Raw genomic sequence first — 23,799 nt, forward strand, 5'->3', positions numbered from 1 at the left:
AAATAAGTATAATATTTACAGTTAAATCGTAAATCCTTTTTAATTTAGATTTGTTTTAAAAAAGTGTTTCTATTATGAAATAAGGGAACCTATTTTTACAAGGCTCCCTTAGCTCATATTTCATAAATAATTAATCAAAATTAGTTTTTTTCTTATGACTCATAACTCTTTTGCTGTGTCTTAACAAATTAGATGTTTATTAGTCTTTTACTTGGTATCATAAGAAGATAGTGTAATAAAATCAGCATATATTTTATTTATTTTCTTGGATTATATTGGTCAGCATATGCTTTTTTTGCCTTTTCTGTATACTTTAAAATAAAATCAGATTTAGCATCTGTATATCCATCTCGGTTATGCTCATATTTTTTTATCAGTTCTAATTTTAGTTTACCATATTCTTTAACAACTTCTTCATGTTCAATAAGATAGTCTCTAAAATACAATTCATTCCAGTTATCGTTGTAGCGAACATGCAAATGATATACTTTTTCTGCAAATCCTTCTTTTGTATATCCTTTATTAAATGCCATTCTCATACATGGATTATTTTGAGACGACATCAATCCCCAACCATTATGTAGTAAGGTATTTTTTAATTGTTCAATATTACTTTCATTATCTATTTCCAGTAAAATATCAACTGTTGGCTTGGCAATCAGTCCTTTAACAGCGGTGCTTCCTATATGATTAATACGTACAATATCCCTTTTATCAAGGCAACTTAAAAGTTTTTGTTTTTCAATTTCATACCAATTTTTATAATCTGCATTATGTTCTTTTAGGATTATAGGAAATAATTCCCACAATTCTTCCAGCGTCATTTCTGACAATTCTTTTCCCATATCTACATACCTCCACTCAAAAAATGTGAATAATCTTTGCTTGACAAAATAAATATTATATGCAACCATTTGAATCATTTCATATTTATCAATACTTAGATTTTGTGCAAACTTAATATAACTCATATCTTTAGATAATCAGAAAACTTATTAATAGATAGTGTAAACTCAGTGAAGTCTCCTGCCTCAGATTCCACACTTATTTTATAATTAAGCTTGTTACACATTTTCTTAACTATATATAATCCCATTCCTGTAGCCTTTGTCACATTTATTCCTGAATCGCCAGTGTATCCTTTATCAAACACCCTGTCCAAACTCTTTATGGGAATCCCTACCCCATTATCCCTTATCTTTAGTTGAATATAATTCTGATCATCCTCAGCATAGATTTTCACATTCCCATTCTCCTGTGTATATTTGCAACTGTTATTTATAAGCTGCTCTATCATATACCCAAGCCACTTTGAATCTGTAGTTATTTCATAATTTAAGTCCTGTAATTCAAGGCTTATATTCTTATCTATAAACAGATATGAATTCTTCCTCACAATCTTTTTGATAAGTTTATCCAAATCTATTTGAGCTATTGTAATATCCTCTTCAAAACTCGATGCTCTACTTGTATATAGAACCTGTTCTATATAATACTCTATTTTGTTTATCTGTTCTGTTAGTCTTTTTATATCATTAAGTGAACAACTTTCATCCATTCTTTCAAGAACAAGATTACACACAGATACAGGTATCTTAATCTCATGTACCCACTTTGTTATATAATCATTTAGTTCCCTTAAGGAGTGCTTGCATTCCTCTGCTTCCTTAAATTTTTCACTATCTTTTAGCTCTACAATCTTTCTAATAATTTGAAGATAGTAACTATCCCCTTTGATATCGTTTTCAATGATACTTTCACCATGATTCAGTTTTTGTTCAATAACAGAAACTTCTCCCCTCCACTTTACAAATCCTATAATGGTAAATATCCCAACAATAATAAACACAAGAGAATTTATATATATAATTTCTTCCATGCCCATACTTAAAGGAGCACTTGTAATAAGCACACTGTTTATTACAATAATACTAATTAAAAAACAGCATATGGTTAATTTAATTGTTTTAATATATTCCAAAATCCTCATTGTACAACATACCCCAGTCCTTTTTTAGTCTGAATGAACTCATCTAGTCCAATATCTTTTAATCGCCCTCTCAGTCTATTTATATTAACAGTCAATGTATTATCATTTATGAACTGGTCATCATCCCAAAGTGCTCTCATTATCTTATCTCTTGACATTATTGTCCCTTTATTTTTCATAAGAAGTGACAATACCTTAAGTTCATTTTTTGTTAATTCAATTTTATGGTGCACATATATAAGAGTTCCCTCTGAAACATTAAGTATAGCTCCTCTATGTTCAATTGTTTCTTTCATACTCTCCCCATATGAGTAGCACCTTCTAAGCTGAGCAATTATCTTTGCGATTAAAATATCCATTGCAAAAGGCTTAGTCACAAAATCATCCCCACCCATATTTATTGCCATAACAACATCCATGTTGGTATCTCTTGATGACATAAATATAATAGGAAGCTTGGACAATTCTCTAATCTTCCTACACCAATGAAACCCATCGAAACTTGGAAGATTTATATCCATCAAAACCAGATGAGGCTTCAAGTCAACAAACTCCTTATCTATATCTGAAAATTTCTCAATTCCAAATGCATCATATCCCCATTTCTTAAGAGATAGTATAACCTCTTCACATAAATTCTTATCATCTTCAATCACTAATATTCTGTACATATGCTCCTCCATATTAAAATACATTTGTCTTTATTGTTCCCCTTGTTATTACCTTTATTATACAACTATACATGAAAATATCAACTTCTAAGAAATTGTCCATTCTCTGTTTTAATTTATTTATGAACTAAAACTATGATCACCTCTAAATTTATACATATTAGACATTCCAACATTTTGTCCACACCACTTGTGTGAATTATCTGACTTTTTCGAAACTTTTCCACAGCTTTTCCCCACAATACCAATCCTATTCTGAAAGTTTTCCACAATACCTCAACGAATTATCAGACTTTTTAGAATCTTTTCCACAACTTCTTCGTATATTGAGTGACTTTTCAGAAAGTTTTCCACAACTCTCTTTATTATGCTCTAAATACTCAATTTTTGTCCACTTCTACCCAATCTTTAATATAACAAATAAACTCACCCAGAAGTTATTACCCCTAGGTGAGTTCTTTTACTTTTTCTATTAAATCTACTCAATGTGAAAAACTGAAACGACCAATATCTTCAAAGATTTCTTTATTTATAACCAGAACTTCAACAGGTATGATCTCTTTTATGCTATCATGCTTATCATTTCTATATTCTATCTCAACTGTAATTTTCACAGTTTTATCATACGCTCTTATATCATGTTTAGCAAAATTAGACATCATCCTTGGTATCTCATATAACCATTGCCCATTTTCATTCTCATTAAATATTGAAGTTCCACCTAGATTATTAACACTATAGCAGTCACCACATAAATATTCTTCTCTATTTTGTCCTTCCCTTTTTACAGTAACCCGTGGAGCAAAAAATGTCATATTATCAAGTTCTTCCTTACTTCCTAAAAATTCTATTGAGCCTGTTCCTGTAATTTGGTATTGATCAAAGTTAAAGACTTTAAAATCTTTTAGTTTCCAGTTCTCACTCTCTCCATTAATTATTACTATTTCCTCAAGTTCACCAATATCAACTTTATGCGCTATAAGTTCATCGCTGTTATCGATTGTGACTCTCGTTTCTCTTTTATGAACAATATGGGATTCTAAAAGCCATAAAAATACTACCATTAATATCACTATACAAATTAAAACATACTTGAAAAGATTTTTCATAATTCCTCCACCAACACTTTTAGGATATATTTCCATTCACATTATACTCTTATATATTTTTTTTATCAATATTTTAGTTAATATGTTATAAGCAAATTCCTTCGCATCTTTAACTTGTACAACATTTCTATAACTTATCACATATTTTCACATAATCTTACCATAATTATTCTGAAATTAATGATTATAATAAGTTCATAGATTAAAACACAGCAAACTTACAAAATGATTTATCCTCATAAGTTACATAAATTCATTTTCCATCTAACAATAGATAAATCACTTTGTATCAAACACGAAAAAACAATTACAAAAATAAAACAAAATTTCTAGGAGGAATTAATTATGAACAAAATCAAAAAGTACTTTTTACCAGTATTATTAGGGGCTATGATTACAGTACCAACTGTATCAGCATTAGCAGAAGGAACTACTGAATCAACAACTTTAAGAAAGTCAATGAGAATTGAAAACAAAGAATTCAATAAAGGCTCAAAATTATCTGAAGAGCAAAAATCTCTTTTAGGTGAGATCAGAGAGCAAGTTCAGAATGGTGAATTAACTAAAGAAGAGGCTAATGCTAAGCTTGATGAAGCAGGTATAAATTTCTTTGGAAGAAAAGAATTTGATGATTCTAAAGGAATAAGCTCGAAAGCTAAAAAAGGTTTCAAACTGAACCTTACTGATGAACAAAAAACGTTATTACAAGAAATAAAAGAGCAAGTTACAAATGGTGATATTACTAAAGAAGAAGCTAACGCTAAAATCGAAGCAGCTGGTATTGAACTTCCAGAGAGAAAAGGTCCTGATGTTAAATTGACAGAAGAGCAGAAGTCATTAATTTCTGAATTAAAAGAGCAACTTAAGAACGAAGAAATCACTAAACAAGAATTTCTTCAAAAACTTAAAGATGCTGGTATAGAAGGAATGGGATCTAAAATAAAACATAAATTCCAACAAAACCTTACTGAAGAACAAAAATCCCTTTTACAAGAAATAAGAGAACAAGTTGAGAATGGTGATATTACTAAAGAGGAAGCTAGAACAAAAATAGAGGAGGCTGGTATTAAGCTTCCTAACAGAAAAGGTCATGGTGTTAAATTAACTGAAGAAGAGAAAGCGTTAGTTTCTGAATTAAAAGAGCAACTTAAGAATGAAGAAATCACTAAAGAAGAATTTCTACAAAAACTTAAAGATGCTGGTATAGAAGGAATGGGCGCAAGAATGAAACATAAATTCCACCAAAACCTTACTGATGAACAAAAAACTCTTTTAGATCAAATCAAAGAGCAAGTTGAAAATGGTACTATCACTAAAGAAGAAGCTAAAGCTAAGATTGAAGAAGCTGGTATAAAACTTCCTAACAGAAAAGGACATGGTGTTAAATTAACTGAAGAGCAGAAGGAATCAATCTCTGAGTTAAAAGAGCAAGTTAAAGCTGGAGATATCACTAAAGAAGACGCTTCAGAATTAATTAAAAATATATTAAATAAATAATAACTCAGGCTCAGGCTATTGAAAAAGCCCAATCTCTGCGTCACTAAGGCTCTCTGTGCTGCTCAAGTACATAATTCGTACATTCCGCTGCTCGTTCGCCTTGTTCCTTGATCTTGAACTTTTTCAATGCCTGAAGCTCTAAAGATGTAAAATAGAGTCATAATTTTTCAACAAACTCATCCCCCCAAGAACATTCCTTAGGGGGGTAAAATCTTTTTATCTTTTCCTTGTAACCACTCCAATAAATTTTTTTATAGCTAAGAAATAAAATACTATATAAACTATTGATAGAACTGCTATTGAAATAGTAATAGGCACTATTTGACTATTATACAAGATATTCGAAAGCATACTTAAAGCAACCCACCCATGTATTATTCCAACTATAAGTGGAAGTACACATTGAATAGCACCTTGTTTAACTATAACAATCCAAATTTCTCCTTTTGTGACCCCTATATTCATCAGTCTTTCATATTTTTCTCTATCCATATATGCTTCACTGATTATATTAAAATATACCATAACTCCTGATGCAGCCATAAATACCATTGCCATTATTCCACCTAAGAAAGCAATAACTATACCTTCTTCATAATCTCTAGGATTAATAAATGATTTGGAATAAAATTTATCCTTATTCATCTGACTTTTAAGATTTTTACTTATCAGCTCAAGTTTTGATTCATCTTTAATATTTACACCAGTGTAGGTATACTCTGTAAAACGACTCTCATAATTCTCATAATCCTCATCACTCATTATTAACATGTTTTCATCATATATCTTACCAAAAGTTGGACATGATACTTCTTTTATTATTGAAAATTTCATATCATCCCTCTGAAGATTTATTAACCCAGTAAAAAATATTACCCCTCCAGAATTTCTGATATTCACTACTTTTCCTTCTCCTACCTCTATGTTCTTTAAAATTTTTTCTGCTTTCTTTCCTTCAATAGCTTTCACTAATTTTTCAATCTCTGAATATTTGATTACGATATTGTTTACAAGATGTGTATCTCCTTCTTCCATTAACCCCATTTCAACAAAGTCTACTGAAATAGTATCCCTAACCTCTGTATTCCTCACTTCAATTTCCTTTATAATGGTCTTTACACTACTATAATCCTTCCTCTTCTCAGATATAACCCCTAAATGGAATGGCGCATCTAATCTCCTTGATATATCCATATCATATTTAAATGAATAACAACATCCAAAAGCAGTTATAGCACTAGCAACCAAAATAGCAACTGCAGTCAAACTCTTGTAATTCTTTCTTATTCTATAAGTTAAATTTGATATAGCAATTATATTACTCCCTCTATAGAATAACTTCTTGTTTCTCTGAGCCCTTTTTATCACAGCAGGTATCGATGCTTCAAATAACCAAAATGTCCCCCACACAATCAACCCAACAACAACTGGTACCCTATCTATATGTGTAAGATTAAAATCATAAGCATAGTAATAATATGCAAATCCTATAATTCCTATAGATAATATTCCTTTAATAAGGCTAATATCCTGTGGCTTTTCCTCTGCTTTAGCAGCATTAAAGAGATCTATCAACTTACTTCTACAGATATTTATATATCCTCTAAAAGAAGATATTAAGAAAAACACTGCAAAACATAAAGTAGTCTCTATTAGACTTTTTACTGAAATATAAAAATCTACTTTAATCTCCTTAGACAATACTTTTAAGAAAATCATTATAAATAACTTATTAGTTACTATTCCAAATAGTAACCCTAAAAAGATAGCAATAATTCCAATAAAAATTGTTTCAATAGCATATATCCTTCCAATTTCTTCTCCTCTTAGCCCCATAAATGAATAGATTCCAATTTCTCTTTTCCTATGTCTTAAAAAAACAGAATTAGAATACCATATAAAAAAAGCTAAAAATAATATCAATAAAAATGCACATGCTTGAGAAACCCACTCAATAGCTGTTCCTAATCCACTTGAGCTAATGAACCCTCTATTATGTTTTAATGATGAAAAATTATAATAAATCATAACTGAAAAAATCATAGCTACCAAATGTATTCCATACGCTTTTATATTGCTTTTCATATTTTTACTCGCTAAAATAAATGTATTCATACTTAATCCCCCTAAGCTAATCAGTTCATAAATATATAATACAATCTTTACCAATGATAATCCATATATCTTCATTACACTTTTTACTTTAAATGTTACATTGATGTAACATACACTATATACTCTATTAAGGTATCTTATGACTAACTACGCAGAATCTAAATGAACAAAAAAAAGTTGCACAAGATATATCTTGTACAACTTCTTAAAGTTTTAGCCCTGCAATTCCTTCATTCTCATAACTATACTTTTAAGAGCCTCTGCATTAGATGCTATTTCCTCAGCTCCTGCAGCACATTCATGTATTCCTTCTATTAACTCAGTATATTTAGTTATTGTCTCTTCTGTTATATTATCAAGTTTCTCATTAAAGTGAACAATCTCCACAGTTTTCACAGACTGCTCATCCTTTATTTGATTTATGATACTTATATGATTACCAAGTTCATTTAATCCACTTATCATGTTTTTTACATTTTCCACTGACTTTGACACATAACTTGATCCATATGTTAGATTTTTCTCATTAGTAGTCATAGAATTCTCTATCTTTGAAATATTATTATTCAGCTCTTTAATAATTTTTGAAGCATCCTTAAGGAAAGTACTAGTATTCTCAGATAATTTCTTAATTTCATCTGCCACAACAGCAAATCCTCTTCCTGCCTCACCAGCTCTAGCCGCCTCAATTGATGCATTCAATGCAAGAAGGTTTGTTTCTTCAGCTATTGCCCCTATCATCACAAGTATTTCATTAACCTTCTTTGATCTGTCATAGAGTTCCTTCATATCACTGGCCGTCTCTTCCATACTTCTGTTCATATCATCAAGTACATCAAGAGTATTTCCCAAACTTTCCTCATTCTCCTTAGACTTATAGATGATAACCTTAGATGCTTTATCACTTAATTCTATCTTTTCTGAGATAGTACTATTTATTTTTTCAAGATCATCAATACTCAGTTTATTCAGCTTTGCCTCTTCGATCATTCTCTCATTAAATTCTCTAAGTATATTCCCAGTGTTAGTACTATCCTGAAGAGTGCAACTCTCTTCCTCTGCTATCTCAGATAAACTCTCACTAGAAAGAAGTACCTCAGTTGATAATTCTTTTATATTCTCAAGAAGTTTATTTATATCATCATTCTTCTCTATTAAAACCTTCTCATTTTCATTAACATTCTTTAATAGTGTTGATGCAAAATAAGTAAATAACAATATCCCTGTAACAATAAAGCCTATTATCATTCCTCTCATTATCAGCTCTTGTAAGAACATATCTTCGTTAGGAAGAGTTTCTGGTATAAAATAGAACACAGCAATCTGCGTTATTATCCCCATAACTGAAAATATTATATTAATCTTCATATCAAGAAACAATGCTACCAAAATCATGAAATAAAAAATACACATCCAAAGCACTTTTGATGGTATTATAGATACAAAATATAAATAATTCACAAGACACATAACTACAATTATAACCTTTAATACCCCGAAATACTTTAAGTTAAATGTTCCACCCTGTGTAATTTTCCTATGAAAAAACATAAAAAAGACTGTTTCACATATCACTATCCCTGTCAATATAATAAGATTCATATTAGTATATGTATCATATAAACCTACCCACTTCATTATAAAAAAAGCACCTATTGCTAAAAATCCACTAGCCGAAAAAGCTGAAAGCACAAATTTTAACGTTTTCTTCTGATATTCTAAAATTCCATTACAATTCAAATTTTTACCTCCTAGTAAAAACTATATATTTTTTCTTCTACCACTTATAAAGCATAGCCCCCATTACATATCCCGCTCCTACTGAACAAAATATTATATGATCGTCTTTCTTAAAACTTCTCTCTTTTAATGTATCATTTAAGGCCATTATAGGACTAGTAGTTCCCGTATATCCATACTTGTCTGCAACAAAAGTAGCTTTTTCATTATCAACACCAAGCTTGTTCATTGTACTAATTATATCGTCTTTTGAAAATTGAGACATGAAGTATCCTGAAACATCATTAGCTTTAATATCCTGTTCCTCTAGTAATGATTCAATAAGTCTTGTCCACTCTCCTGCTAAGAAACTAAAATCAAATGGATTCCATTGCATTTTATTCTCGTTAGTATCAGTTTCCTCTTTTATTATGTTCTGAAGTCCACAAGCTGGGAATCTTATCGTGTCATTATACCTATCGTCAGTCAACATTCCTGAACTTAAGAATCCTCTTTCTTCCACGTCTTCTCTTGCTTCTAATATAATAGCCGCTCCTCCATCTCCTACTAATGGTGATGTTATCATATCATCTTTTTTAGTGAAAGGACTGACAACAAGTGATCCTACAACCATAGCTCGCTTATATTTTTTATCTGTTTTAAGATATTTCCACGCTACATCCATAGCATTAACCATACCAACACAATTGCTATTCATATCAAAAGTAACGTTAGCATTCTTTGCACCAATTTTATTTCTTATTATTAGTGCACATGAAGGCATCAAGTACTCAGGTGTATCTGTTGCTGAAATTATAATGTCTATATCCTCTGCTGTTATTCCAGCGTTTTCAAGTGCTCTATTTGCAGCTTCAACAGACATTGTTATACTTGTCTCACCTGCTTCAGCATGAGTTCTTACTTTTCTTCCTACCTTACTCATGAGATGCTTCAAATGTTCATCCTGTCCATACTGCTTGAAATGAGTTATAAATTCTTTATTTTCCACTTTATACTTTGGGTGATACGTTGCTACTCCTTTTATATGCACATTATTAAACACATTAAATCCCTCCAATATATTCATATATCAAAATCCAATTAATGTAAAATCTATTTTTTATATACATATTATATCATTTTTATCTGTTTTGTTTTGTCATAATTTGCTGTGAAGTTTCCATTTCAAACACTTAATTTCGATGTTTTTCATTGTAATATTCTTTTATTCTCCCCTATTACTTCAATGCACTATAATCCTCTTTAAATTATCAACCTAGTTTTTGACGATATTCTTATAAAAAGTGAATTTTTATATAAATTCATTAAAGTTTTTTTGTGGATTATGTCGATGTATACTGTTGTCTCTTTGTCTCTTTATATATTTACAACAAAAAAGACCATAAGAAAGTTTGCTTCTCATAGTCTAAAATTCTTCTATAAATCAGTTTTATTGATTATTTCTTCAATGATACCTTCTTTCAATATAACAATTCTATCTGCCATGGCTCTACAGTCTTCTCTATCATGGGTAACAAATATACATGTGATTCCACATTGTTTTATAATATTTTTTATCTGAGCTCTAATACTCTCTTGAAGATCTTTATCTAAGTTACTAAAGGGCTCATCCAATAATAGTATTGATGGTCTTGGAGCCACCGCTCTAGCAATTGCTATTCTCTGCTGTTGTCCACCACTCAACTCATATGGATAACTTTTTTTATACTCCATCATATCCACAAGAGCAAGAACCTCCTCAACTCGCTTTTTCTTTTCATCTTTCTTCATATCTTTAAGTCCAAACTCAATGTTCTTCTCAACAGTCATGTGAGGAAAAAGAGAATAATCCTGAAAGACCATACCTACTCCCCTATTTTCAGGTGCTATGAATTGTTCCTTATCCACCATTACCTTATCATCTATTTTTATATACCCTTTATCTGGTATCTCAAGTCCACTTATTATCCTGAGCATTGTACTTTTTCCACTTCCACTTTTACCAAAGATGGATATTACCTCTCCCTGTTTAATTTGGATATTGAAATCTTCTATTGTATTTCTTTTAGCATTTTTATATTTAAAGAACAATTCTTTTATCTCAACAAACATTTATCTCACCTCGTCCTTTTCCGTTCTGTAGAATAAAAACACAGCTATAACTCCTATGATTATTATGAATATAGATGCAATAGCAGCCTCATGTATCATTTCATCATTTGCGTATTCAAAAGTTTTTGTTGCAAGTGTTTCGAAATTAAAGGGTCTTAATATTAAAGTTAATGGTAGTTCCTTTAAAATATCAATGAAGACTAATAAAAATCCACTTAGAATCGCTGGTCTTATCATCTTAAAGTCAACCTTGAAGAATGTCTGGGTAACATTCATACCTAACATTCTAGATGCCTCGAAATACTTCTTACCTACCTTCTCAAATCCCGCTTCAACTGTATTAAATCCTACTGCTAAGAACCTGATAATATATGCAAATATAAGCATAGCTAGACTGGTAGTTAACACAAGCTTTCCTCCACCTTTATCAATCATTTCATATAACCAACTCATTTTATTATCTATTAGTATGAAAAAACTGATTACTCCAATGGATATTACTGATCCTGGTATAGAATATCCTAAGGTAATAACCCTGGAACATATTCTAGCCAAGCCACCTCTACTTATTCTACTGAAATTAGCAACTATAGTTGCTATCATTATTATCAGTACGGAAGCAATAATCCCAACAATTACAGTATTCTTTATAAGAATCAGAAACTTCATTGTAAGAATCTTTTCATATGATAAGCTAAACCAGTGAATAAGCTGTGCTGTTGGTATGATAAATCCTAAAGAGAATATTATGAAACAATAAGTAAATGCAGCTCCCCCTTTAACTCCTTTAAGTTTTATTGGATTTAAAGGTTTAATCTTTGAACTCGTATAGGAAAATTGCTTTCTTCCCCTTAGTACCTTTTCTCCAGTTAAAACCACAATTACAAACATCATCAACAGTGCTGATAACCTTATAGCTGAATCTATATCTCCTAAGGAGAACCATGTTTTAAATATGGCAGTACTGAAGGTTGTTACACCAAAGTATTTAACAACTCCATAGTCATTCAAAACTTCAAGAACAACAAGGGTAACCCCTCCTGCAATAGCTGTTCTTGAAATTGGTAATGCTACTTTGAAGAATATCTCCCATGTTGAATTTCCAAGCACTCTTGCACTCTCAATAAGATTAGATGATTGCTTCGCAAAGAACGCTTTAGTTATTGTAAACACATACGGAAAAAGAAACATAGTAAATATGAAAATAGCCCCTTTGATTGACGTGATATCAAAATATTTTTGTTGAACTGTTATGTTAAAGGAATTTCTCAATGCACTCTGTATCACACCTGTATAATTCAACATTCCATCATAGGTATATGCTGCGATATAAGGTGGTATAGCAAGTGGTAAAATCAATCCCCATTTAAAAAACTTCTTGAATGGAAAATCATAAATTGTAACAATCCATGCTAAAGTAACACCAATAACCACTGTTAATAAGGCAGTCCCTATAACCAGTATTATTGTGTTAATCATACTGGTTTTCAATAAATATTCCTTTATATGATCCCAATTTTCATTTGCTCCTTTAAAAAGATTCATGAATATATTTATACTAGGAAACACAATAAGAAGTACCATAATCGTACTACTTACACTCCAGAAATTTGTTTCTCTTCTTACTTTTTTCATGTTTAACATTTCTCCACCCCCCTGTTAATGAAAAAAGCACGCTCTGCGTGCTTTATATTTACTTCCATCCTATTTCGTTAAATATCTTAACAGCTTTGCTATTGTTCTGTCCTAATTTAGAAAGATTAATTTTCTGTGTTTCAAACTCGCCCCAAGACTTTAATAACTCAGATGCTTCAACATTTGAATTAACAGGATACTCATAGTTTGCTTCTGCATATTGCTTCTGAGCTTTTTCACCAGATAAGAATTCCATAAGTTTCAAAGCATTCTCTTTGTTCTTAGCTTCTTTTGTCATTCCAACTCCACTTACATTAACATGAGTACCATCTCCACCTTGGTCTGGGAAGAAGATTCCAACATTCTCACCAACTTTAACTTCTTCTGGATTTGAAGAGTTTAACATCTTACCAATATAATAAGTGTTCATTATAGCTAGGTCACCTTCTCCAGCAACAACTGCAGTAGCTTGTGCTCTATCATTTCCTTCTGGGTCTCTTGCCATGTTCTTAACTACACCTTCTGCCCACTCTCTAGCTTTTTCTTCACCATGAATTTCTATTAATGATGCTAATAATGACTGATTATAGATATTCTCAGATGATCTAACTAAGATTTTACCTTCCCACTTTGGTGCAGTTAAGTCCATATATGTGCTTAACTCCGCTGGGTCAACTCTATCCTTTGAGTAAACAATTACTCTTCCTCTCATAGTTAATCCGAACCAATTGTTGTCCTCATCACGTAGATTTTCAGGAATATTATTGAATAAAGTTTCACTCTTAACTTCTTGAAGTAATCCTTTTTCCTCTGCCCTGTATAATCTTCCTGCATCAGCAACAACTAATAAATCTGCTTCAGTATCTTTACCTTCTCTATCTAATCTCTCTATAAGCTCATCAGCTTTTCCCTTTACAACATTAACTTCAATACCAGTTTCTTCTGTGAACAGCTTGTACAATTCTTCATCTGTATCATAATGTCTGTCAGAGTAAAGATTTACAACTTGCTTCTCATCACTCTTCTCAGTCTTTTCCTCAACTGCATTGTTTTTAGTGCTGTTTTTAACCTCATTATTCTGGCTTGTACATCCAGTTAGGGCTGTCACCCCTATAACAGCTGCCATACCAATGGCAGTTAATAATCCTTTAACTTTCATAAAATTCCTCCTATTGAAAATGATTTTCACTTTCTTTCCTAAAGCAAGTATAAATGATAATCATTTTCATGTCAATGCTTTTCTCACTTCCATTTTTTACTTTTCAATAAAAGGAATCTTATATCTCTTTACAACATTGAACCCACTTTCTTCTATGTCTTTTCTAGTAATATGTTCATCAAGATGCATACAATAAACTTTATTTCTATATTCCATACTGATTAACTCTTTAAGTTTTCTTAAAGACATATGAGCATTTCCTTTATAGTCTGCTCCACAGGTATCCTGATATAATCTATCAATCTCACCCTTTTTTAGTTTTTCTAGTATCCTATGCTCAATATTATTAGAATCACCACTGTAGTAAAAAGTCTCATCATCTATTTTCATTATAAATCCATAACATGGCATTGTTTTGACATGAGAAACTGGCAAAAATTCTATGGCTATTTTTCCAAATTCTTTATCATCAACCTTCACAATATCATTATTTTCTAGATAATACTGCTTACTAGTTGCACCAATAGCACTCAAAAATCTTTCAATAACTTCCTTATTAGGAAATACTATAGTCGCTTTTTTCTTCAAGATATTATACAAATAAAATATCACCTCTCCCAGACTTCCAACATGATCCGGATGGGTATGCGTAACTATAATATATAAATTATCTACTTCATCCAACATATTTAATTCTTGTAATCTTTCAAAAACTGTTCCACCACAATCAATAAGAATTAAACTTTTATTCTTCTTTATAAACGCACTATTGTTGCCAAGTTTAGGATTAAATGCACTTCCAACGCCTATAAAATCAAGTTGTAACATATTATGTAATCCCCCTTGAAAATTTATTCACAACATGATTAAAAGGAAATGTATAATTGATAATGGAGAATGTATAATGATGGATGCTTCTCACTTTGGTGAGAAACTACATTTATATTATTCTTTAGTACAAGATATTTTCACTCATTTTATTTGGGATAAAATATTGTATTTAAAATACAATATTTCATTAAAAATGAAACGAGTAAAATCTTTTTGGTCCACAAAACAATAAGATTAAAATTTCTCGGAGAGAAATGTCCATCATTCTCCATTTTACATTATACATTTTCCATTATGTTTTTACTGTATTACGTATCCTGTGTTTTCTATACTATTTTTTATTTCCACTTCTGTTGTTTTTTCGTTATACTTCACTTCTATTGTTCCTCTAGGTACATCAACAATAACATTTTGAACACCCTCTATTTTGTTTAATGCATTTTTAACTCTTGTTTTACTTTCAGGACCTGCAAGTCCGCCTATATTATAATGTACAGAATTCATAAAATCCTCCTTTAAATTTTTTAAATTCTTAAAAATTAATCTTTTCAATAATATTCTTCGTCCTTATATAAATTTTTATGTATTACATTTTTTAATGCACGTATTCAAGGCACATGCAAATAATCTCATTGATTGTATTATTTTTTAAGGATTAATTAAATTTTATTACAAATAATAATTATATAGATATCTCAGCTCAAAAATTAATTTATGCGTGTCCATAACTCATTGAAACGCTGAGATTTTGGAACAGGCATAAATTAAATTGCGCGGTAGGATATCTATATTGATGATTTTTTTATAGAAAGGAGAAAGCCAATGAAAATAGTGAAAGTAAGAAAAAATCAAGATGGAGATATTACAAATATAATGACTAATACTGGTGAAGTATTAACTGCAACTCAAGCTGTTGCAGCAACTAGAGCTGGTCAACTTGATTCTACTGTTGTGAAAAAAAACAGACATGGAGTAGATGTAATATCATCAACTCCAAGAACAAGTCCAGATCAAATATTAGATAATCTTCCAAATTTCTAAAATAATAATAAGAGGTGATTAACTGTGGATGTAAGAGATATAATGAGTAGAAATGTAGTAACATTAAGTAAAAGTGATACAGTAGAAAAAGCTGCAAGATTAATGAAGGAGCACGATATTGGATCAATTCCTGTATGTGAAAATAAACAAGTTATTGGTGTCATAACTGATAGAGATATAGCTATAAGAACTGTTGCAGGTAGTAGAGATACAGCTGCACCTCTAGTAGAAGTAATGTCTAACTCAATTGTAACTGGAACTCCAGAAATGGATGTAAATGACGCTGCAAGATTAATGAGTGATCGTCAAGTTAGACGTCTACCTATATGTAGTAATGAAGGACTTGTGGGAATTGTTGCACTAGGAGACATGGCTATTGAATCTCAAGCACAGGATGAAGCTGAAGAAGCATTAACTAATATTTCACAACCTGCGCAACCACACAGGTAAAAAAGAAACGGACAGTTGACAACACAAAAGAACTAATATAACCTCTGTTATATTAGTTCTTTTGCGTGTAAAAATATAATACCCCTTAATTATATTATACCATAAAATTCCTTTTGAAAACAGTCTTACATTTTCCATATATTACATGTAAAATAATAGGAGTGTCGTCCATCTTAATCTATAAAATATTTAGGGGGTTTGTCCATGAAAGAAAAGACAATTACTACTGATATGGTTACAGAATTAAGTTATTCTGAAATCAAGTTATTCTCTGTAATAGTTAGATTAAACCGTACAAATCGAGAAGCTACCAAGTCAAATATTGATTATATCATCGATAGACGAATTGGCAGTTTAATAGGAAATTGGAAACACCTAGCTATATCCCTACTTAACAAAGGAGTAATAAATATTAAAGAAACAAAAGAAAATGAAGACATATATTTTTTAACTGAGTTAGGTGAACATTACCAAAAAGATGTAGTAAAAGATCTTTATTCAAGTAAAATATTTTATAATGAGTTTTATCCATGCGCTGAAAAAAGCCAAGCACATAAAGCATTTTGTGAAATAGCCTATGGTAAAAACTTATGTCAGCATGGTATGTTGAATATGTATCAATTAGAAAAAATTATAGAGTTATTAAATGTACGTAAAGAAGATAAAATTCTTGAACTGGGTTGTGGAAATGGATATATTACAGAATATATTTCTGATATAACAAATGGAAATATTCTAGGAATCGATTTAGCTTCCGATGCAATCGATAGTGCCACTAAAAGAACTCTCCCAAAAGCTTCAAGACTTCAATTTGAATGCAAAAATATTGAAACCATTGACTATGAAACAAATACTTTTGATAAGATTGTGTCAATAGATTCTTTATATTTCTTGAGAAACTTAGAAAGCTCACTTTTAAAATTAAACAATATATTAAAAGATAATGGATTCATTGTAATGTCATTCTTCTTTCCTGGAAATAAAGAGAATTTAAACACCTTAGATGTAGTATCAAATTCTCATCTAGGAAAAATACTTGAAAAGCATAACTTCCAATACGATATCTTTGATTTTACTGCTAATAACCTTGAACACTGGGAATTAGTAAAAGAAACATTAGACAAGTTAAAGCCCAAATTTGAAGAAGAAAGTCAAATGTTCTTATATAATAATCGAAAGGAAGAGTGTCGTGGTGACTATTTAACAAAGGCTCATAGATGTTTGTTTTTAATTAAGAAGAAGAGTTGATAATAATTCTAATAAAAACCCCACAAAAATCTTGCGGGGTTTCATCTATATTTTGAATCTATCCGTATCATTCCTAAGTTCATCAGCTCTATTATTCACCTCTTGAACACTTGCTGTAATCTCTTCCATAATACTCACTTGGTTTTCTATTGAATTATTCATATTGTTTACATTGTGTACGTTTGTCTGAAGAGCTTGAGATATATTCTCCATTGCACTGCTCATTTCTTCACTGCCATTTGCCTGTTGAGAAGATAAGTCATAAATCTCCTCTGATTTTGCAGTTATTGATTCAACCCTCTTATATATTCTGTTGAATCTTCTCTCTATCTCTGCTGATCTCTTAACACAACTATCCACAATATTCTTTCCTTCTGCAGCTGATTTATCAGCATTAATTATATGAAGCTGAATCTCTCTCACTATCTCAGTAATATCAACTGCAGAATTCTTACTCTCTTCTGCTAGCTTTCTAACCTCATCTGCAACTACTGCAAATCCAGCTCCATGTTCACCAGCTCTTGCTGCCTCTATTGCTGCATTTAAAGCTAAAAGATTGGTCTGTTCTGAAATATCTGTTATTACCTTAAGAATCTGTCCTATATTCTCTGAAGACTTTGATAATTTTTGTATAACATCATTTACTGTCGTTATTGAACCCTCAAGTTCCTCATTATTTTCTGAAAGTGCTTTTACCCTTCTTCTTCCCTGTTCAACTATCTCAAAGATTTCCTTACTGCTCTCCACAGCTGTATGAGATGCCTCTTTCATTACCACAGCACTATTCGCCACCTCTTCAAGATTAGCATTTATTTCCTCAACAAGTGATGCATTACTTTCACTTGCCACTGCCACTTCTCCAACAGATGTGGAAACCACCTCTAAACTATGATTATTTTCATTTATAGCTTCTTCAATCAATGAAGTATTTTCACTAAGAGTTACAGCACTATCTTTAGCATCCCCTATCAGCACTCCTATCTTTCCAATGAATATGTTAAACCAGTTTGAAAGTTCACCGACCTCATCTTGTGATACAACCTCCAACCTCTTAGTAAGATCTCCTTCACCCTCTGCAATATCTTTTAACATCACTGTAGTCTTTTCTATAGGTTTAGTTATTTTATTTGCTAATATATATATGATTGCTAATATTATGATTAATGTAATTATATTTATAATTCTTAATTTATCCCTGGTATTGTTTGATATTTCACTGAGTTCATCCTTTGGTATATCTACCAAGAATGCCCATAAATCATCCATTCCTTCAATATTTACTGGTTTAATTAATCTATGTACTTTTTTATTTAGAAATTCAGACTTACTTTCGTCATCAAATTCTTCCCCACTCACAATACAGTTTCTTATTTTCTCATCCTCTTTAAATCCTATAAAATCTTCACCAAGAAGATCCATGTTTTTATGAGCAACGAACTTCCCATCACTTGATATCAATGCTGCATATCCACTCTCAAGTATTTTTACATCAGTAAGCTGATCTTTAAGTTTTGAAAGTTTTATATCTATCCCCATTGCTCCAAGGAACTTATTATTATGAATTATTGGATAAACTATTGAAGTTATCAATTCTTCTTTATCATCAAATATACCAATATGAGGATCAGTTATCATAGGTTTCTTTGCATTTTTTACTTTAAGATAATATTCCCCGTCTCCTTCTTTATCATAATACTTGAATGTTTCCACACCTATACCAAATCTTGATTTAACAGCGCGAGGTATTAAGCGCCCAGTCTTATCATGATTCTCAGTATATTGATAGTTATAATCATTATTATCATATGAGTTATCTTCCCAGCATGTCCACACTCCAACATACTCATCATTATTCTTCAATATACTCTTCAATATATCTGTAAGCATCTCCCTTGTAGCTTCATTCTCTTTAAGAATTAAGGCTGTATCCACCAATTCCTTTGCATCTTTCGATGCCATCGATAACATTTCCTGTGCCATTAAAGAATACTTATCAATTTTTTCATGAGATGCCTCATTAACAAGCTTATCAGTTTTTTCTCTCATAGCACTTATGGTAAGATAATTTCCAGCAATGGAACATATCATAACTGCCACACCAATAAATAAAAGCATTTTATATTTTAATTTTTTTAATCCTATTTTCCCCATTTTAATACCTCCTCCCTTACTACTATTTTATTTTATTTTTATGCATTTTTCAAGTTTCATTATAATTGGGATAATATAAAATTAAAGGTTTTCTAGGGAATATTGTCTTAATAAATACCTATATTTTATAAATATTTATTCATTTCCTGGGAAATCACCAAAAACAGACTGCCTAGCTAAATAGAATTCCAACTAAATATTACCATTATTAGTTTTGTGCAACAATGCACTATTTACAGCGATATTAGGATTTTTGTCAGAACCATAATTTTGTAGCTCTAGAATTCAATTAACCAAAAAGAGGCTACTAAAGTAACCTCTCTTAATATTTTCTTTGTCGACTATTATTTATTTCTTTCTTTATCTCTATTAAGTTCTTCCTGTGTGTAGTAAACAATACCTAACGCCCCTGGTCCTACATGAGTTCCTATAACTGGTCCAATGGAACATATATCCACAGCTTTTCCTATATACTTCTCTATCATAGCAGCAAATTTTCTTGCCTCATCTTCACAATTTATATGATGAACAATAACCTCGCCAATACCAAATTCAGTAATATTATCAATTAATTCATCTATCATTCTCTTAAGTGCTTTCTTTTTTGTTCTTACCTTATCCAGAGTGGTTGTCTTTCCATCAAGGACAGTAAGCACAGGTTTAATTTGAAGGATTGACCCTATAAGAGCACTTGCCGTTCCAATCCTACCACCTTTTTTAAGATATTCCAATGTGTCAGGCGAGAATACAAATTTACTTCTCTTAACGTTCTTCTCCGTTAACTTAATAACCTCTTTTAAAGATTTCCCTTCAGTCGCAGCTCTTGCAGCTGTTAGTGCAGCATATCCTAACTGCATACTATTTGATTTTGAATCAATAACCTCAATTTTGGCTTCTGGATAATTCTCTAGAACCATCTCCTTTACCATTAAAGCAGAATGATATGTTCCACTCATATCCGATGATAAAAATACCGCTACGACTTCATCGCCATTCTTTATGTGTTTTTCAAAAGTTCTATAAACCTCATCTATTGATGGTTGTGATGATTTAGGAAATACATTATATTTATCAAGTAATGTATAAAATTCCTCATTTGTTATTTCACTTTCTTTATAAATATCATTATCAAAAGAAACACTTAGAGAAACAACATCAATCCCATATTCCTTCAACATCTCTTTTGGTATGTAACAAGTACTATCGGTTACTATTTTAATAGCCATCTTAAATCCTCCAAACCTAATCAACATTCATATATCCTATGTTTTATTTAATTCATTATACCATATTTTATTATTTTTTATACATATAGTTAGATATGCGTTTACTTCTTTTCATATCTTACTTAATTATATTTTCTCAATAATTGTTGTAATTTATCCCCTCCCACCGCATTGTTTAACCAATACATTTATGCTATAATAAACCAATCTTACAATAACAATGAATGAGGAAGATTATGAAAATTGGAATTATTGATGGTCAAGGTGGAGGCATAGGAAAAACTATAGTCTCTAAGCTCAAGAGTAACTTTAAAGATGATATTGAAATCATCGCGCTAGGAACGAATTCCCTAGCAACCTCAGCAATGTTAAAAGCAGGTGCTGACTATGGAGCAACAGGAGAAAATGCAATTATTGTGACCAGCAAAAAAATGGATGTACTAATTGGCCCTATTGCTATAATAAGCGCAAATTCCATGTTGGGAGAGATAAGTCCACTTATAGCCAATGCAATAAGTGATAGTTCTGCTGAAAAATTTCTTATCCCCCTTAACAGATGTGGAATACACATTGTAGGAACAGAAGAAATTAGATTCAACACAATAATTGATTCTTTAATAAAAGATTTAACTAATTTTATAAAAAACAAATAAACTATTTCAATATAAACCACGAAGGTTTTCCTTTAGTGGTTTTTTATTGCAAAAAATGAGGAGGCTTTACTATGAACAAGAAAAAAATAAGTATTTTAGTAGTTGTATTAATTGTATTAATAACATTCTCTGGTTGCATTAATAAAAAAGATATCCCTAATGAACCATCACTAAGCTCAGAAACTTCAACTGGAACATTGATTTTACAAGCAAATGGTGAAGATTTCGTTAGACAAGGTTTCACGTCAAAAGATGGATGGAATATAGCATTCGATCATGTATATTTAACTTTATCTGAAATATCTGCCTATCAACTTAAAGAAGATTACAATGCTGATGGTGGAACTCCAATCTCTTCAAATCCAACAATTAAATCAGCTAAATCGTACACTGTTGATTTAGCTGAAGGAGATGAGTCTGCTAATCTTATTAAAGTTGATGAACTTACAGCTCCTATTGGTTTTTATAATGCCCTTTCTTGGAATGTTATAAAAGGAAATACTCCTGAATCAAAGGATATTTCATTATCAATTATTGGAGTTGGTAAAAAGAGCGGGGAAGAGATTCCTTTCAAACTTGATTTCACCTCTGAATTTTCTTTCTCTGCTGGTGAATATATAGGAGACGAGAGAAAAGGTTTCTTAGAAGAAGGTGAATCTGGAGAACTTGAAATGACTTTTCACTTTGATCACATTTTTGGAGATGGTTCTCTTCCAATTGATGATTCAATGAACAAGGCTGCTCTTGGATTTGAACCATTACTTCAGTTTTTAACTGATGGTAATATTTCGGTTACAGAAGAATACCTAAAAAATTCACTGGATACTGAAGAATACAATAAAATCATTGATTTAATAGCTTCTCTTGGACATGTTGGCGAAGGCCATACACATGTAGAAATTATAAAATAAAGGGGTTTACTAATGAGAAAATTTAAAAATCACATATTATCCTTACTAGTATTATTATTATTGATAAATTCAACTGCTTACGCTCATGGAACTAAAATCAGTTGTGATGAAAAAAAAGTCTACTCCATAAAAGCAACTTTTGATGATGGCACTGAATTAAAAAATGCTCAAGTAATAATCTTCTCCCCTAAAGACCCTAAAAACCCTTGGGGTAAGGGAGTAACAGATGATACTGGTAATTACGAATTCGTACCCGATACATCAATTGAAGGAAAATGGACAATCCAAATAAGACAGGCAGGCCATGGCGGAGTTATAAATATTGATACAACTACTAAAGGAAACAATTCTATTTCCAATGGCAATAATATGTCCACTTCCACTAAGATTATAGTAGTAATTAGTGTCGTTTGGGGATTCATTGGTACAGCCCTTTTCTTTTTAAGGAGGAAAAAATAATGCATATACCTGATGGATTGCTCCCTCTATCCATATGTACTATTGGATACGGTGCTACTTCACTTATGCTGAGGAACTCATTCAAAGAACTAAGAAAAGCAAAAGATCTTACACAAATACTCCCTAAAATATCAATGGTTACAGCAGCTTTTTTCATTGGAACGCTGATAAACATCCCCTTTCCTCCTACCAGTATTCATCCACTACTGGTGGGGCTAAGTGGTGTAATTTTAGGAGTGTATGCACCACTATCCATATTCATATCACTCCTATTTCAAGCAATCCTATTTAAACATGGTGGAATAACCACCTTAGGAGTAAATACTTTTATATTTTCACTACCAGCACTTATTTGTTATTGGAGTTATAATAAAATTAAAATTTTAAGAAATGAAAACCTTGAAATCTTGAAAAATTTCATAATAGGTTCACTAAGCACCTTATTAAGTGTTCTTATATATTCACTCCTAATGGCAATTTATATTCCATCATATTATAACAGAGCCGCTGAGTTGAGTGCCCTAATTTTTCTTATAATAGCTCATATACCACTTGTACTAGTTGAAGGGTTGCTATTTGCATTTCTTCTTAAATCAAAAAAACTACAATCTGTAAGATTTTAAAACACCCTGGATGTTTTTTTATAAGGCGTGTGAAAATAAATAACAAGTCAAAGATACGAAGTATATTTTACAAAATATATCGAGTCGGATTCAGCTGAAAGTAGTATTTCAGTGGGTTCCGAGGATGAAATAGTTTGCAAAATACACGAGTATATTGACTTGTTATTTTAGTATATACTTATTTTGTTTGATAAAAAAT

General features: G+C 31.1%; 23 protein-coding genes. 8 read left to right on the forward strand and 15 right to left on the reverse strand.

Annotated features, from left to right (window positions below; genetic code table 11):
- Positions 1–257: 257 nt before the first annotated feature.
- The 5 genes from KDK92_RS17090 to KDK92_RS17110 form a co-directional block, all read right to left on the reverse strand.
- Positions 258–845: a GrpB family protein gene (locus KDK92_RS17090; RefSeq protein WP_250860574.1), complete on the reverse strand. Its 588-nt coding sequence runs from the start codon at positions 843–845 to the stop codon at positions 258–260.
- 122 nt (positions 846–967) lie between these two features.
- Positions 968–1,990, reverse strand: coding sequence for a sensor histidine kinase (locus KDK92_RS17095; protein ID WP_250860575.1), 1,023 nt, complete (start codon positions 1,988–1,990; stop codon positions 968–970).
- Positions 1,987–2,661: a response regulator transcription factor gene (locus KDK92_RS17100; RefSeq protein WP_250860576.1), complete on the reverse strand. Its 675-nt coding sequence runs from the start codon at positions 2,659–2,661 to the stop codon at positions 1,987–1,989. Before KDK92_RS17100 ends, KDK92_RS17095 begins: the two co-directional genes overlap by 4 nt.
- 120 nt (positions 2,662–2,781) lie before the next feature.
- Complete coding sequence (locus tag KDK92_RS17105) at positions 2,782–2,931, reverse strand: hypothetical protein (protein ID WP_250860577.1); 150 nt, start codon at positions 2,929–2,931, stop codon at positions 2,782–2,784.
- A 212-nt stretch (positions 2,932–3,143) separates the two neighbouring features.
- Positions 3,144–3,770, reverse strand: a complete 627-nt coding sequence (locus tag KDK92_RS17110; RefSeq protein WP_250860578.1) for a hypothetical protein — start codon at positions 3,768–3,770, stop codon at positions 3,144–3,146.
- Positions 3,771–4,115: 345 nt separating this feature from the next.
- Here KDK92_RS17110 and KDK92_RS17115 point away from each other — a divergent pair, with 345 nt between their 5' ends.
- Positions 4,116–5,267 carry an SHOCT domain-containing protein gene (locus KDK92_RS17115; RefSeq protein ID WP_250860579.1) on the forward strand — a complete coding sequence of 384 codons (1,152 nt, stop codon included), beginning with the start codon at positions 4,116–4,118 and terminating at the stop codon, positions 5,265–5,267.
- Positions 5,268–5,483: 216 nt separating this feature from the next.
- Here the strand turns inward: KDK92_RS17115 and KDK92_RS17120 are convergent, their stop codons facing one another.
- From KDK92_RS17120 to KDK92_RS17155, 8 genes are all read right to left on the reverse strand, one after another.
- Positions 5,484–7,382 (reverse strand): FtsX-like permease family protein, encoded by a 1,899-nt coding sequence (locus KDK92_RS17120; protein ID WP_250860580.1) that lies wholly within the window; start codon positions 7,380–7,382, stop codon positions 5,484–5,486.
- Between the two features lie 213 nt (positions 7,383–7,595).
- Positions 7,596–9,122, reverse strand: coding sequence for a methyl-accepting chemotaxis protein (locus KDK92_RS17125; protein WP_250860581.1), 1,527 nt, complete (start codon positions 9,120–9,122; stop codon positions 7,596–7,598).
- A 37-nt stretch (positions 9,123–9,159) separates the two neighbouring features.
- On the reverse strand, positions 9,160–10,164 hold the full coding sequence (locus KDK92_RS17130; RefSeq protein ID WP_250860582.1) for a ketoacyl-ACP synthase III: 1,005 nt from the start codon (positions 10,162–10,164) through the stop codon (positions 9,160–9,162).
- Between the two features lie 374 nt (positions 10,165–10,538).
- Positions 10,539–11,213: an ABC transporter ATP-binding protein gene (locus KDK92_RS17135; protein ID WP_250860583.1), complete on the reverse strand. Its 675-nt coding sequence runs from the start codon at positions 11,211–11,213 to the stop codon at positions 10,539–10,541.
- On the reverse strand, positions 11,214–12,857 hold the full coding sequence (locus KDK92_RS17140) for an ABC transporter permease (protein ID WP_338115277.1): 1,644 nt from the start codon (positions 12,855–12,857) through the stop codon (positions 11,214–11,216). It abuts the gene before it with no gap.
- Between the two features lie 49 nt (positions 12,858–12,906).
- Positions 12,907–14,007, reverse strand: a complete 1,101-nt coding sequence (locus KDK92_RS17145) for a Fe(3+) ABC transporter substrate-binding protein (protein WP_250860584.1) — start codon at positions 14,005–14,007, stop codon at positions 12,907–12,909.
- 96 nt (positions 14,008–14,103) lie between these two features.
- Positions 14,104–14,835: an MBL fold metallo-hydrolase gene (locus KDK92_RS17150; RefSeq protein WP_250860585.1), complete on the reverse strand. Its 732-nt coding sequence runs from the start codon at positions 14,833–14,835 to the stop codon at positions 14,104–14,106.
- 303 nt (positions 14,836–15,138) lie between these two features.
- Entirely contained in the window at positions 15,139–15,342 is a 204-nt protein-coding gene (locus tag KDK92_RS17155; protein WP_250860586.1) for a heavy-metal-associated domain-containing protein, read from the reverse strand.
- A gap of 318 nt (positions 15,343–15,660) precedes the next feature.
- On the opposite strand from KDK92_RS17155, the gene KDK92_RS17160 reads away from it, so the two are divergent.
- The 3 genes from KDK92_RS17160 (at position 15,661) to KDK92_RS17170 (ending at position 17,577) form a co-directional block, all read left to right on the forward strand.
- Positions 15,661–15,879 carry a DUF3892 domain-containing protein gene (locus tag KDK92_RS17160; protein WP_250860587.1) on the forward strand — a complete coding sequence of 73 codons (219 nt, stop codon included), beginning with the start codon at positions 15,661–15,663 and terminating at the stop codon, positions 15,877–15,879.
- Between the two features lie 24 nt (positions 15,880–15,903).
- Positions 15,904–16,329: a CBS domain-containing protein gene (locus KDK92_RS17165; RefSeq protein ID WP_250860588.1), complete on the forward strand. Its 426-nt coding sequence runs from the start codon at positions 15,904–15,906 to the stop codon at positions 16,327–16,329.
- A 204-nt stretch (positions 16,330–16,533) separates the two neighbouring features.
- Positions 16,534–17,577 (forward strand): class I SAM-dependent methyltransferase, encoded by a 1,044-nt coding sequence (locus KDK92_RS17170; protein ID WP_250860589.1) that lies wholly within the window; start codon positions 16,534–16,536, stop codon positions 17,575–17,577.
- 45 nt (positions 17,578–17,622) lie between these two features.
- On the opposite strand, the gene KDK92_RS17175 is transcribed toward KDK92_RS17170, so the two are convergent.
- Positions 17,623–19,728 carry a methyl-accepting chemotaxis protein gene (locus tag KDK92_RS17175; protein ID WP_250860590.1) on the reverse strand — a complete coding sequence of 702 codons (2,106 nt, stop codon included), beginning with the start codon at positions 19,726–19,728 and terminating at the stop codon, positions 17,623–17,625.
- Between the two features lie 344 nt (positions 19,729–20,072).
- Positions 20,073–20,954 (reverse strand): DegV family protein, encoded by an 882-nt coding sequence (locus tag KDK92_RS17180; protein WP_250860591.1) that lies wholly within the window; start codon positions 20,952–20,954, stop codon positions 20,073–20,075.
- 236 nt (positions 20,955–21,190) lie between these two features.
- On the opposite strand from KDK92_RS17180, the gene KDK92_RS17185 reads away from it, so the two are divergent.
- The 4 genes from KDK92_RS17185 to KDK92_RS17200 all read left to right on the forward strand — a co-directional run bounded on the left by KDK92_RS17185 (position 21,191) and on the right by KDK92_RS17200 (position 23,600).
- Positions 21,191–21,607 carry a DUF3842 family protein gene (locus tag KDK92_RS17185; RefSeq protein WP_250860592.1) on the forward strand — a complete coding sequence of 139 codons (417 nt, stop codon included), beginning with the start codon at positions 21,191–21,193 and terminating at the stop codon, positions 21,605–21,607.
- A gap of 71 nt (positions 21,608–21,678) precedes the next feature.
- Positions 21,679–22,518, forward strand: coding sequence for a DUF4382 domain-containing protein (locus KDK92_RS17190; RefSeq protein WP_250860593.1), 840 nt, complete (start codon positions 21,679–21,681; stop codon positions 22,516–22,518).
- Positions 22,519–22,530: 12 nt separating this feature from the next.
- Positions 22,531–22,977 carry a hypothetical protein gene (locus tag KDK92_RS17195; protein WP_250860594.1) on the forward strand — a complete coding sequence of 149 codons (447 nt, stop codon included), beginning with the start codon at positions 22,531–22,533 and terminating at the stop codon, positions 22,975–22,977.
- Positions 22,977–23,600, forward strand: coding sequence for a CbiM family transporter (locus tag KDK92_RS17200; RefSeq protein ID WP_250860595.1), 624 nt, complete (start codon positions 22,977–22,979; stop codon positions 23,598–23,600). Before KDK92_RS17195 ends, KDK92_RS17200 begins: the two co-directional genes overlap by 1 nt.
- Positions 23,601–23,799 lie beyond the last annotated feature (199 nt).

Source organism: Oceanirhabdus seepicola (assembly GCF_023684385.1).
GTDB classification, from domain to species: domain Bacteria; phylum Bacillota; class Clostridia; order Clostridiales; family Clostridiaceae; genus Oceanirhabdus; species Oceanirhabdus seepicola.